8 protein-coding genes are annotated in these 13,617 nt (G+C 58.7%); 2 read left to right on the top strand and 6 right to left on the bottom strand.

Annotation, left to right across the window (positions count from 1 at the left end):
• Nucleotides 1-187: 187 nt before the first annotated feature.
• On the bottom strand, nt 188-1,570 hold the full coding sequence (locus NZK35_RS14480; RefSeq protein ID WP_259633250.1) for a DUF1552 domain-containing protein: 1,383 nt from the start codon (nt 1,568-1,570) through the stop codon (nt 188-190).
• A 58-nt stretch (nt 1,571-1,628) separates the two neighbouring features.
• Nucleotides 1,629-3,602, bottom strand: coding sequence for a DUF1592 domain-containing protein (locus tag NZK35_RS14475; protein WP_259633249.1), 1,974 nt, complete (start codon nt 3,600-3,602; stop codon nt 1,629-1,631).
• A gap of 193 nt (nt 3,603-3,795) precedes the next feature.
• On the opposite strand from NZK35_RS14475, the gene NZK35_RS14470 reads away from it, so the two are divergent.
• A complete protein-coding gene (locus NZK35_RS14470) occupies nt 3,796-5,937 on the top strand; it encodes an alpha/beta hydrolase family protein (protein WP_259633248.1) in 2,142 nt (713 codons plus the stop codon).
• A gap of 365 nt (nt 5,938-6,302) precedes the next feature.
• Here NZK35_RS14470 and NZK35_RS14465 read toward each other — a convergent pair whose 3' ends face one another.
• The 4 genes from NZK35_RS14465 to NZK35_RS14450 all read right to left on the bottom strand — a co-directional run bounded on the left by NZK35_RS14465 (nt 6,303) and on the right by NZK35_RS14450 (nt 12,530).
• On the bottom strand, nt 6,303-7,850 hold the full coding sequence (locus NZK35_RS14465; protein ID WP_259633247.1) for a sulfatase: 1,548 nt from the start codon (nt 7,848-7,850) through the stop codon (nt 6,303-6,305).
• 298 nt (nt 7,851-8,148) lie between these two features.
• Nucleotides 8,149-10,809 (bottom strand): FAD-dependent oxidoreductase, encoded by a 2,661-nt coding sequence (locus NZK35_RS14460; RefSeq protein ID WP_259633246.1) that lies wholly within the window; start codon nt 10,807-10,809, stop codon nt 8,149-8,151.
• A gap of 118 nt (nt 10,810-10,927) precedes the next feature.
• Nucleotides 10,928-12,337, bottom strand: coding sequence for a DUF1501 domain-containing protein (locus NZK35_RS14455; RefSeq protein ID WP_259633245.1), 1,410 nt, complete (start codon nt 12,335-12,337; stop codon nt 10,928-10,930).
• A 49-nt stretch (nt 12,338-12,386) separates the two neighbouring features.
• On the bottom strand, nt 12,387-12,530 hold the full coding sequence (locus tag NZK35_RS14450) for a hypothetical protein (RefSeq protein ID WP_259633244.1): 144 nt from the start codon (nt 12,528-12,530) through the stop codon (nt 12,387-12,389).
• Between the two features lie 2 nt (nt 12,531-12,532).
• On the opposite strand from NZK35_RS14450, the gene NZK35_RS14445 reads away from it, so the two are divergent.
• Nucleotides 12,533-12,853: a hypothetical protein gene (locus tag NZK35_RS14445; RefSeq protein ID WP_259633243.1), complete on the top strand. Its 321-nt coding sequence runs from the start codon at nt 12,533-12,535 to the stop codon at nt 12,851-12,853.
• The last annotated feature ends 764 nt before the right edge of the window (nt 12,854-13,617 follow it).

Here is a 13,617-nt window from a genome sequence, read left to right as displayed (position 1 = left end):
CGGACGGCTCGCGCCGTGCCGCTAAAAATGCTTCACGGCGTTGTGATGGGGCGCGACATTCGTCAGCAATCCTTTTCTCGTCCCGAAGGCTATTCCTAAGCCGGAACGCAAGCTGGAAGCTTACGCCACGTTCGCAAGCTGGAAGCTTACGCCACGTTCGCAAGCTGGAAGCTTACGCCACTTGTGGCTATGCCAAGATACCCGGCAAAATCCCCGTGCTGTCGGCGAATCGCTCGTGCCCGGTTCCAAATGCGTTCAACATCGCGGCATACAGATTCGCCAGTGGCGTGTCGCGACCGAAGGACAGGTGTTGGCCGGTGGCGATCCGCCCGCCGCCGCTGCCGCCCAGCAGAATCGGCAGGTTGTGCGGATTGTGGCTGTTCCCGTCACGCAGACCCGAACCGTACAAGATCATCGAGTTGTCCAGTACCGTCCCCTCACGCTCCTTCATCGAGCGAAGTTTTCCGAGCAGATACGCGTACTGTTCCACATGCCAACGATTGATCAACTGATACTGACGCAGCTTGTCTTCGTTGTTCTGGTGGTGCGAGGTGTCGTGGTGACCGCCGGAAACACCGTCCAAGAACGAGAAATTACGGCCGCTGACGGCGTTGCCGAACATGAAGGTACAGACGCGCGTGGTGTCGGTTTGGAACGCCAACGCGATCATGTCCAACATCAACCGAACCTGCTCGACATAAGCGTCGGGGCGTTGTTCCGGCGGACGGTTCTGGCGATCCAGCTTGACCAGCGGTTGCCATTGTTTGGCTCCGCCGGCGTCCTGGTTCTGCAAACGTTTCTCGACCGAGCGGACCGATTGAAGGTACTCTTCCATCCGCTGTCGATCCGCCGCACCGAGTCGATGCTTCAACTGATCGGCATCTTCCAGGACACGGTCCAACAGCAGCCGATCACGCTGGGCCGCTCCCTTGTTGGGGTTGCCGGCACGAAACAGCCGGTCAAACACCAAATGTGGGTTCAACTCCCGCGCCAGCGGACTCGTCGGACCGCTCCAGGCGATGTGCGATCCATAAACACGCGTGTACCCGACGTTGGTATCGACGCCGGTCGTGACCGGATCGATGCCGAGTTCGAGCGACGGCAGCGGCGTCAGTTTGCCTGAGTAATCGGCAGCCACCTGATCCATCGACCGTCCGTTACAATTCAGATCGATGCCCAACGACTTGTTGATCGTGGTGCAGGTCAAAAATCCCGAACACTTGACGTAGTGTCCGTCGCCGAAGTTACTGGCCTGGTTCCACAAATTCGTCAGCACCAAGAGTTGGTCCTTGACGTCAGCCAGGGGCTCCAGGGTCGGCGTCAACTCGAAATCGCGGCCGGTTGCTTCCGGCGTCCACATGTCTTGCCGAACGCCGTTGGGAACGAACAACGCCGCCATCCGCAGCGGCGAGTCCTCCGGTGCCTTGCCCTCCGATTCGGCGGCCGAAACCTTGCCGGGCATCATCGCTTCGAGCCAGGGTAGCGCTAAAGCCGCCCCCGCACCACGCAACAACGTACGACGTGAGAGCGGCATCTGACGATTCGTGTCGTCGTCTAAATAGACGTTCATCTGCTTAGTCCTTTTGTGAATGTTCCCTTTGATTGTACCGTGCCGGGAACAAGTGAAGCTACGAACCCTGCTTGTATCGAAACGGCACGCTCTTGACGATCTCCAGAATCAACGTTTGTGCTTTGTAGTCGTCTTCGGCGAGTTTTCGCGTGATCGACTCGACCACGCAGGCGTCTTCGTTGGTGAGCCCGCGAGCCAAAGCATAGCCGAGCATTTTGGACGTCAAATTCCGCATGAATTGCTCTTTGCGATCCATCAACAGCCCTTTCAACTCGTCCGGTCCGTTGAACGTCTCGCCGCTGGGAAGCTGTCCACTGGCATCGATCGCGACGCCATCGGCAACGGTCCGCCACCGGCCGAGCACGTCATAGTTCTCCAGTCCGAAACCGAGTGGATCCATCGCTTGGTGACAGGAGGCACAAACCGGATCCGAACGATGTCGCTCCAACCGCTCCCGCAACGAAGACGGCTGGGCGGCATCAACCGTTTCTTCCAAGGCCGGCACATTCGGCGGTGCCGGCGGTGGTGGGGTGCCCAGCAGCGTTTCCAACACCCATTTCCCGCGCAACACGGGACTGGTTCGATGCGGGAACGACGAAACGGCCAGTACCGCGCTCATCCCCAGCAACCCGCCACGATGGTCCTTCTCACTGAGTTCGACTTTCTTGGGCTGCTCGCGAAACTCACCCTTGACCATGTAATGCCGAGCCAGCGTTCGATTGACGTAAGTAAAATCCGAATCAATCAAGTTCAGCAGCGAACGGTTGTCGGCCAACAAGTCTTCGAAAAAGAAGATCGGCTCGTACTTCATGCCGCCTTCGAGTTCGGAGTCGTACTTGAGCGCGACGGATTTGTCGGGTTTGAATTCGCGTCCGAGCGCCCGCGTGCCCAACCATTGTTCGACAAAACTGGTGGCGAATTCACGGACCTTCGCCCCGCGTCGCAGCCCGCGGCGGTCGACGTCACTGCGTAGCATCCGGGCGACCTGCTGTGCCAAAACGTCGTCGTCGTGCAATTTGCCTTGCGCCGCTAAATGCATCAGTTCGTCGTCCGGCATCGACGCCCACAGAAAGTACGACAGCCGCGATGCCATCTCGTACTGCGAAACCGGTGTCGGTTCGTCGGTTTCGGCAGCCTGCTCGAACAAGAACAAGAACTTTGGCGACACCATCGCGGCGACCAACGTGAACTCGATCGCGCTGATGTAGGACTGGTCTTCCTCGTAGACTTGATTGAACAGTTGACTGTATTGTTCGATTTCTTCGGCACTGGCGGGGCGGCGAAACGCTCGCGGCAGGAATCCGGCGAGCACTTCGCGGGCGGCTTGTTCCGGCGACCGCTTGTCATTCGGCGTGGCCGTGATGATCCGTGTTCGATCGTCGGGATCTTTTAAGGCGTGGCCGATCGCCGAGCGTGCCGCGTCCAAGTACTTTTCCGCATAGATCGGCGAGATGAACAGCGTCTCAGCCGCGTTGTCAAACCCTTCCCCGCCAGCTCCATCGTCGGGTAATGCGTGCCCCGCGTTGATGGGAATGCCCAGCAAGTCGCGAACCGTGTTGGCGTATTCGGTCCGGTTGAGTCGTCGCAGCATCGGGCCGCCGGGCTGAACCCCGTCGTCGCAGACCGCTTGATAAATCGTCTCGCGAATCCAACGGACGAATGCCGAGCGGCTTTGTTGCGATGGTATCTCGGAATCCGACGGCGGCATCTGGCCTTCATGAACCCGCGTCGCGATTCGGTTCCAAGCCTCGATCGAACTTGCGACGTCCGCCGTTGATGCGAATCCTTCCAAGTCCAATCCCGACTCCGCGTCGTCGCCGACGTGACAATCGATGCAATACGATTGCACAAACGCGACGGCACCCTCAGCGGTCAACTCTTTCGAGCCTGCGTCGTCGTCACCTGAGTCGACTACACGTGCGTCTTCCGCACTGACGAGAGGCGATTCCAAACCGCACAGGTCTGCAAAGAAAACTGCCAGTGAAAACACAACCACAGGCGCGCAAACCGATTGGGCAAATCGTGATGCCATAAAAAACTGTTGAGGTGGGCAGGAGCAAGCCGGATTGGCAAGCTGAGTTGCCACACGGGATTCTCTCTTCGTTGTAGGATGGGTTGATCATTATAGACGACGATGCCCCCGACGAATACTCGAATCGATTCGGTTCGCCCGTCAATTCGACACCTACCCGATCGCCCACCCCCTTCCCTCAGAGCTGCCCTCCATGAACGATTCGCGATTCCGACCCGATCAACCACCGCGTTTCTCTTTTTCTCGTCGCCACGCGATCAAAACCGTCGCCGGGCATTCCCTCACGCTGCCAATGATCGGATCGTTGTATCAGGCGACGGCGTTTGCAGCGGATGAGCTCGCCCCCCGGAATCGATTCCCGCGAATGATTCAGGAATTCTTTGTTCACCAGTTGCGACAGTTTGAAAACGAACACCGACGAACGCTGAACGGATTGAAGACCGAACAGGATGCACGGCGTTATGTTGAATCGGTTCAAGCGAAGTGTCGCCAGTCCTTCGGCCCCAATCCGGACAAAACACCACTGAACGCCCGCGTCACAGGAACCGTCCACCGCGATACCTATCGAATCGAAAACGTGATCTTCGAAAGCCGTCCTGGATTTCCTGTCACGGCAAACCTCTACATTCCCAACGACGCAAGCGGAAAACTGCCCGCAGTCGTCGGAACCTGCGGACACTCCTCCAACGGCAAGGCCGCCGAGCCTTATCAAGCGTTCGCGCAAGGGTTGGCGCGACTCGGTTACGTCTGTTTGATCTACGATCCGATCGGACAGGGCGAGCGTTTGCAGTACCCCGACGAAAACTTGAAATCGGAAATCGGTGTCGGTGTCCGTGAACACCTGCACGCGGGCAACCAACAGTTTCTTGTCGGCGAGTTTTTTGGCAACTGGCGCGCCTGGGACGGAATCCGCGCCCTCGATTACCTGACCACCCGCCCGGAAGTCGATCCACAGCGGATCGGCGTGACCGGTAATTCCGGCGGCGGGACGATGACGACCTGGTTGTGTGGGCTGGATGACCGCTGGTCGATGGGAGCACCGGCGTGCTTTGTCTCCACGTTCCGACGCAATTTGGAAAACGAATTGCCGCAAGACACCGAGCAGTGCCCGCCGGATGTGTTCCCGCTGGGACTGGACCACAGTGACTTCCTGGCCGCGATGGCGCCCAAACCCATCATCATCCTGGCCAAAGAACAAGACTTCTTTGACGTTCGAGGAGCGGAAGAGACGTACGAGCGACTTCGCCGGCTGTACAAATTGCTCGGTGCCGAAGACAACGTGGCGCTGTTTGTCGGACCGACCGGACATGGATACTCGCAAGAAAACCGCGAAGCCATGTACGCTTGGTTCAACCGTGCGGTCGGATGGAACGACCGACAAACCGACGGTCGGTTCGACGGCGTGCTGACCACGACGGGAAACGTTCCCTTCACCGCCGAACCGGACATCCAGATCGAGAAAGACGAAACGCTGTGGTGCACCCCCGACGGACAAGTCGCACGACTGGAGGGCACCCGCACGATTTTTGATTTCACACGCGACAAATCAGAGCAGCTCGCGAAGAAACGGAACAGCCCGCGAGGACAATCGCTGCGATCGACCCTGATCGATGTTCTGAAGCTGAACCTCGATGGCCTAAAAGTCCCCGACTATCGAAACTTCAGCTACCTGAACGCAAAGGGATACCCTTCGAAGTACGCGATGGGTTACACCGTCGCAACCGAACCGGGAATCCATGCGATCGTCTATCGCTTGACCGACCAGCGCTGGCATTCACGTCCGCCGCGGGCCGGTAAACGCGCCGTCTTGTACGTTTCACACTTGTCCAGCGACGCCGAACTGCGCGAGGAACCGCTGATCGGTGAACTGATTCAATCCGAACCCGAAACGCCGTTCTTCACGCTCGACGTTCGTGGCATCGGCGAATCACTTCCCGGCACCAGCCAGCCCGGGACGTTCCACAGTCCTTATGGCAGCGACTACCTGTACGCCATCCACAGCGTGATGCTGGGGCGACCTTACGTGGGGCAGAAAACGTTTGATGTGCTGCGTGTGCTCGACTGGCTGGCATCGATCGGTCACACCGAGATCCATCTGGCGGGGCTCGATTGGGGAGCCTTGCCGGCAACCTTCGCCGCCGTCCTTTCCGACCACGTCAAGCAGGTGACGCTGAAGAAGGCGCTCACATCGTATTCCGCGATCGCCGAAAGCAAGCACTACGACTGGCCGCTGGCGACCTTGTTACCCGATGTGCTCTCCCGCTTCGACCTGCCAGACTGTTACGCCGAACTCGAATCCAAACAGCTCCACCAAATCGACCCCAAAGTGGCGTAAGCCCCCCAGTGGCGTAAGCTTCCAGCTTGCGACCCCCAGCGGCGTGACGGCCTGTCGATTTAATCAGCCGTTTGACGCGAGCCTACGGGCCCTGGTGTGTTTTCTTCGTGCTACAGGCCCGTACGCTCGCGCGAAACGGCTGATCCCATGTGTGATCGGATCAAATCGACAGGCCGGTAAGCTTCCAGCTTGCGATTCTCCACGTCGCACCGGGACTGGCAGAACAATGGGCTGGCAGAATGATGAGATAGCCGTCTGACTCAGCCACCGCGATCCGAACATCATTCTGCCCCATATTATTCTGCCACCTCAAACCATTCCGCCGACCTGGTCCACCACAAGCGCAGGACGCGAACACAAACGCACTACGGCAATTGCGGAACCACCGCGTTGCCCGCGTCATCGACCGGGTAGACCGCGTCGTGCTGCTGGAGCGCCTCGATCAAGCCTTGCATCATGCGTTGGAGCACCTGGGGCCGAGACTTGGCCAGATTGGTCGACTCAAACGGATCGTCGGCCAGGTTGAACAGCTCGTAGTTCCCGTCGCTGAACTGAAGGAAGCCGCCGGTGGTCTTCGTTTCCGGCAACGCGTGATAGATGACTTTCCAGTCCCCGTCACGCCACACGGTAAAGTAGTTGCTGCGGTGCGGCCCGTGCGGATAGTGCATCAAGAATTGCTGCGGGCGATCGGCGTCGGTTTGTCCGGTCAGCAGCGTTTGCAACGGTGCCCCGTCGACGACGTGACTTTCCGGGACGTCGGCTGCGGTGAGCTGCGTCAACGTCGGGAACAAGTCCTCGACCGAAGCGACTTGGTGTTGGATCGCGCCGGCGGGGATCGAAAGGGATTGCTGCAGCGTGTTGTCCGGATTCGGCTTTGCCCACGCGGCGATCAACGGCACACGCATGCCGCCATCGTAGTGCGCCCCTTTCTTTCCACGCAGCGGTGCGGCACAAGCGACCTCGTGCTGATGCCCCAGCGGCGCGTCGCTGCCGTTGTCCCCCAAGAAAAACACCAGCGTGTTTTCGGCGACACCGAGCTCGTTGAGGTGGTCCAACATGTCGCCGAGCGATTTGTCCATGCCTTCGATCAACGTGGCAAAGGCCTGCGCGTTGGCGGGTTTGCCGGAGTCCTTGTAGTGGTCGGCAAAACGCGGGTCGGAATCGAACGGGGCATGGACCGCGTAGTGCGAGAAATACAAATAGAACGGCTTGTCCTGGTCCACCGTTTCGGTCACGCGTTGCTTGGCTTCGATCGTCAGCGCTTCGGTCAAGAAAGTGTCGCTGCCGTGGTACTTTTCCAGTCCGGGGACCGCGTGGTGGGCGCGTTTGGTTCCCGCACCATAATTCTTTTCCGCGTAATAGCTGCCCGGGGCACCAAACGCGGCACCGGCCACGTTGACGTCAAACCCCAAATTCAGCGGTTCGGCCCCCTCGTGTCCTTCCGGTCCGAAGTGTCCCTTGCCGACGTGAATCGTGGTGTAACCACGCCCCCGCAGCACGTCCGGCAACGTCACGTCGCCTTCTTTCAGTCCTGCCCAATTCCAATTCGGTGCGCCATTCTTGCCCGCATTGTCCTGCCGCGGGTTGATCCAGTTGGTCGTCCGGTGCCGAGCCGCATTCTGCCCGGTCATGATGCTCACCCGCGTCGGCGAACAAACACTCATCGCGTAAAACTGGTTGAACCGAATGCCTTGCGCGGCCAACCGTTCCATCGCAGGAGTGCGGTAATAGTCGTTGAGAGGGTAGCGTTTCGGATTTCCCGCTTCATCGGTCAAAAAGGGAACGGACGTGTCCATCATTCCCATGTCATCGACCAGAAAGACCATGATGTTGGGTTGCTCCGCGGCGACGGAGAAATTCGGCAGGGCGACCCATCCGGCGGCGACCACCAAGAACGTGCAAAGAGACTTCATGACAGGGGATGTCTGTGGAGGGAGAGGATCAAAGTGAATCGTTGAGCATCAATTGTAACTGGTTTGTGTCACTGGAGCGCGAGGTGAATCCTGCTTGTGGGCTGGCGATTTAGTCCGGATCTGCTGAGTCAATGGTGAGCCGCTGGCCGTCAGGCCTCGGGCAACGTCGCCGTGCCCGGCCGCTTACGCGCCACGGCTCACAAAACCGACAGCGCACTTACAGGGATCGTCGAGGCGGACCAGACAGGCTGGAAGCCTATCCCACTTCAAGAGGCCGGCACTTCTATTCCGCTCGTTGCTAAAGCGGCCCTTCGATTTGCAGCCAATTTAGGCAGGTATTGGAACCCTCGGCGCCGGAACCGATGTCAACGGTCAACCGTCCGTCGTGGACCGAAACCTCGCCTGTGACTTCAATGAACTCGCCCTCGGGCGTGCTGACCCGGTCGATCAAGAGATCCCCTTCGACGGACACCGATTGCGACGACTGTTCGTGCCCCGAATCTCCGACGCAGAGGCGGATGCGGTAACGCCCACTGGAAACACGACACTCCCAGGTGGCCGTTTCGCGAGTGAACACAAACGAGTCGCCCGGTCCATCGATCCGATTGCGTTTGCGATGGTTTTGGCTCAGATCTTCCGTCCATCCGTGTCCCCGCTCGCGATCAAAACGTTGCCCATGGTCGGCAACGAACCCGTCGCCCGCAGCGACACCGGGGCCGCAAAAATTAAACGACTGTGTCGGTACGCTTGTTTTGTCCGGCACACCATCTCGATCGGCAGACAGCACACGACGCTCGATTTCAAACCGGATCGGTTCGTTGGGCGTGAACAACAAGGCATCGTCCGGATCGGCAATCCCATCGTCGTCGGCGTCTTCCAGGCTGAGACGTTGGAATGCCCACCCCTCCCAGCCCTGCTGTTGAATCACCGTCCACCAGACCTGACAAAACTCACCGCGTGTCCCCGATGTCCACTCCGTCGGCAGCGACGCCCCTTCGACCTTGGCCACGACCTCGGCAATCCAGTCTGCGCTCGCCGGATCGTCGGGCCGAAAGTCGACGTCGCGAATGCCCAGGGGAAGCAGTCCCAGTGCTGCCAATCGGTTGATCGCGACAAATGCCGGATGCGCCGAATCCAAGTCGCGAAACGGCCACAGCAGAATCGGAGTCGCGGTGTCGACTTGGCCGCACAGCCCGTGTCGAACGGATTCCAGTAGCGCTCGATCGTACGGGATCTGTCGTGGCGAAACACCAGCATCGAGTGCGACCGCGGCCGTCGCACCAGCCGCCTGACCGATGTGAATTCGTTGATCATGCAATCGGATTGCGGCGCTGACGATGCTGCTGAACCCAAGATTGCCCTGCGCCCCCAATAGCCCGTCGAATCGTTCGGGAACCAAACTGCGCAGCGGAAACACGCTGCGGTCACTCAAGAAATTGGTGTGTCGCAGCGGTTTGTGATAATCAATCCAAGGTCCCTGATTTCCTTTCCCGCCAGCATTTTCGCTGATCAAATACGTCCGCCCGGTGCGGTGAAAGTCGTAGTGAAATTGCCAGGCAAACAAACCGTCGGGATACATCACGGCGGCAAAACGTGGGGTCGCCTTGGTTTTCGTTTCGCCGTCACGATTACGACCATCTTGCTCACGCATCATGTACATCGCTTTCAAACGCAGCGATTCGCGGATGTAGGGCTTGGGCGGCAACCTGTCTGGTGTTCCGAATTCGTCGCTCAGATGAAACCGACGAAACGAGTTGGTTTGGTCGGGCGCGCGATCATGAACAAAGTTCTGCAGGTGATACAGCACACCGAGTGCGTGTTGTTTGGCATCGCGAAAGATGATCTCACGCTGTGCCCGCGACAGAATCACGATGTTCTTCTGTGACGCGTCGGGTTCGGTGGCGTCGAGTGCATCGGCGACGTGGGCCGGCAATCGTTCCAGCGGATAATCCTGGCCGTTCATGTAGTTGAGCAGGATCGCGGTTTTCCCGTCGCGACTGGTTCGGCCTTCGACGATGCGGCGAACCGAGTAGACGGTCAACTGCCGCTTCGAAGTCTCACCGGCATCGGGCCAATGCCGGATGGCGCCCAGTCCCACTTTCTTGACGTCCCAATCCAGGTCGCGAAATTCGTTCAAACTGAAATGCGTGGCGCGGGGATAGTTCCGATCGTCGAAACGCGGTGGCTTTGCGATCGGTGTCTCCTGATCGGATTCCGCAACGATCATCGCCCAGGTGATCGGGTTCATTTCATTGGTCGGCGCGTTCTCCGGAGCGCTCGGCTCGCCGTAACGTGACGGCGGATCCGGGCCGTATTCGAACGCGGCCCCTGACACTTGGATCGCATCGCCCCAATCCGAAGCGTCGATGGTGATCTTCGCACGGACGTGCAAATCCGCTTCGGAACCATCGACAAGGGAAAACCACAAACCCGTCAACTTGGGAATTTCCGCCGACCGATCGACGTCGGCTTTGACCGGATAGCGATCGGTCACCAGCACCACTTGGCCGGTCTGCAAATAGGGACGCAACATTTCGCGAAAGATGGCCTCCGCTTCCGCCGGGCGAAACGTCGACGGCCCGTGATGGGGCAACCCCGGCATCGGGGAACCATACTTTGCCGTGTTGAACGCCTCGATCCCATCCATCAACTCTTTGAACAGACCGAAGCGGTGGAAAGAACGCTTCATCGGATGCCAGTCCACGCCCCAGCCGACTTTGCCGACGCCCTTGTTTTCATCGACACAAGCCAGTGCTTGCTCGGTGAATTGACCGCCCAGCCAGCGTCCGTCGTGCACGATGACGATTTTCTTGATCCCCAATCGTGCGGCTTGGATCGCCGCCGCCCAGCCCGATTCGGTCCCGCCGACGATCAACACGTCGGCGTCCATCTCGTTCGCTGTCTTGGCATTGGGAATGGAAACGAACAAACCGATCAAGAGAGCCAAGACAAAACGCATCGCGCAAAAACCTTTGTCGATTAAGCAGTCGATAGGAAAGAAGTGTTGGATCGTCACAGTGGGATAGGCTTCCAGGCTCGTCGAGCGTCGACAGGCTGGAAGCCTATCCCACTGATATCTAGATCAACTCGCGGATCACTTCGCCGTGATCCATCAGAACATGGGGGCGGCCGGATCGATCGTGAATCATGCGTCCGGGATCGATGCCCAACTGGTGATAAAGCGTTGCGACGATGTCGGTGTAGTCGACCGGTCGATCGGTCGCTTCACCGGCGACCTTGTCGGTTTGTCCCAGAACGACGCCGCCGGGCATGCCGCCTCCAGCCATCATCCCCATCGACAGCCGAGGCCAGTGATCGCGTCCGCCCTTGGCGTTGATCTTCGGTGTGCGACCGAACTCGCCCCAAGCCAGCACGGTGACGTCGTCCAGCATGCCGCGCGACTGCAGATCCGTGACCAAGGCGTGAAACCCGAAGTCGAACAGTGGACCGAGTTGTTTCATCCGATCGTTGTTGTCCGAGTGGGTATCGAAATCGCTGAGCGAAATGCTGACGACACGCACGCCGGCTTCGACCAACCGCCGCGCCAGCAGGAACTTCAGCGCCGCCTCGGGGCCTTCGCTGGTGTAGGACTGTGTTCCGCCGGCGGGCAACTTTGGCGTGTAGTGTTCGATCACGCGGGGATCTTCCTGGTCCAAATCCATCGCACCGGCAAATGATCCCGAAGTCAAGATCGTGTACGCCTGCCTCGTGAAATGATCCATCGCTTCCATTTCACCCGAATCGTCGAGCGCACGATTGAACTGATCCAGACGCTTCAGGAGTGCAAGGCGATCATCGATCCGATCGACCGGCAACTCCTTGATCAACTTGAGTTCTGTTTTGTGGCCGTCGCCCAACCGAGCCAATTCGCCTTTCATGCCCTCCTCAAGCTCGCGACTGAATCGATCCGAGATGTCCGGTCGAAACGGTTTGACACTCGGCCCCAAGAATCCGGGCCGCGCGCTGTTGCGAACCAATGGCCGCCCCTGCATCAGATCAACAAAATTGGGCACCTGATCTTCCGGCGAACCCAGCAAGTGGTTGACGACGCAGCCCAGTGCCGGCCGGCCGCCGATCGATTGCAGCACCGTTTCCTTGTAACCACTCTGGCATTGAAACGCGTGGTGTTTCCCATCCGCCCCAACCAACGACCGCAGAAATACCAACTGGTCCGCAATTCCCGCGCAGCGTGGCATCAACTCCGTCAGACCGACTCCGGGAACCTTCGTCCCGATCGGTGCAAACGGGCTACGCAACTCCGACGGGGCGTCCGGTTTGGGATCGATCAAATCCATCTGCGGCGGACCACCGTCGAGATGAATGATGATGACCGATTTTCGCGACGAACTGCTTGATGATTGTGCGTCCGCGGCGAGCACGTCGGGGAGGGTCAGCCCTGCGATCCCGCTGGCGCCGGCGCAAAGAAAACTTCGTCGTCGAAAACCGCTGCAATTGGCAAACGCTTGGCCGGATGTGAATCGAAGCATAACGGGTGTTCCCCCAACGGTGGCACAGGGTCGAGCTCCCGATATGGTATCATGAACTCAGCGCGGCTGCACTTTCGCCATCCTGGCCGACCAATGCGATACACAAAGAGCGGCAAAGCCAAGTTGTTTGAAGCAGGTGATCGCTGGCCGCCGCCGTGTGATCGATGACGTAGTCCGACTGAAGCAAATGCATTCGTGAATCCCTACGAGCCCTCAACGCAATCGATATCAAAACGTCGGAGCACGACGCCGCACTTTGTGGTCGCTACCGTGGCTGCGCTGGTCGGATTCGTCGTTGCTGGACTAGGATTGGTTTACGTAACCAGCGAGATGAACCGCCGGATGGTTTCCGGCCGTCGATACGCAACCTATGACCCAGAACTCTACCTGTTCCATCTTTCGATCACCCCACGCACTGCGCAATTCCTGGCATTTGGTGTCGCGCCGTGCATGATGGCCCTTTCTGTGTATATGGTTTTTCGCGGCGTGAAGAATCGACGACTCAATACTGATTGACAATTTACCGTATGGTTGGCCTTCCTTTAACTGGGCGAAATGCGACTGGTACGCGACGCCTGGGTACGGCGTACGGCACATTGAATACGTTGACCTCTACTTGATCGCTGTCGATTCAGAGACTGGTCGAGCGGTCGCATTACATGAATGGTTTTTCTGAGGATGCGTCTAACCATGCCGGGCATCGGAACCCGGCATGACGCGATCGCGATTGGAAACCAAAATTGGCCGGGCCCGCTCGCGGTCGCCGTTATCTCGCGAGACTCAAGGCGCATTCGTACGGCTGTGTTGAAGTCTCTATCCGAAATCGCCGGTCTTGTCGTCTTTCGCGTTCCTCCGCTTGTCCGTATTTGGGCCTTGCTCGTTGCCGTTAAACTTCATCGAATTGTCGACAGCTACGACGGTTGACCTGCGGTCGCGGTGGGCCGGAATTGCGAGGAATCCGCAACCGTAAAGCTGCCGCCAGCTTCTTGAAGCTACTGGCCGAAGGTCGTCAGCGTTTTAGTGCGACAGGCGTCTTGATCTCTTGTGGCCCATTGAGTGATCCACAGCCGCATGACTCCCCCGTCACTCGCGTCGTGTGGTCCGAGTTGTTTTTCTTTAACAAAAGGGGTTCTTCCGCGAATTTAGTGGCTGCTCTCGGATACACGGGGAAGGTTTTTTGAGGGATGACTGCGATGTCCGATGGTTCTGTTCGGTCTGATGGCGAAGCCAGCTGTAGCGGAGACGGGCTCTGCGGAGGAGCAACCCGCCTAGGAATCACC

It is taken from the genome of Stieleria sedimenti (assembly GCF_025060895.1).
Taxonomy (GTDB): Bacteria; Planctomycetota; Planctomycetia; order Pirellulales; family Pirellulaceae; genus Stieleria; species Stieleria sedimenti.
This window is presented reverse-complemented; position numbering and strand designations above follow the sequence as displayed.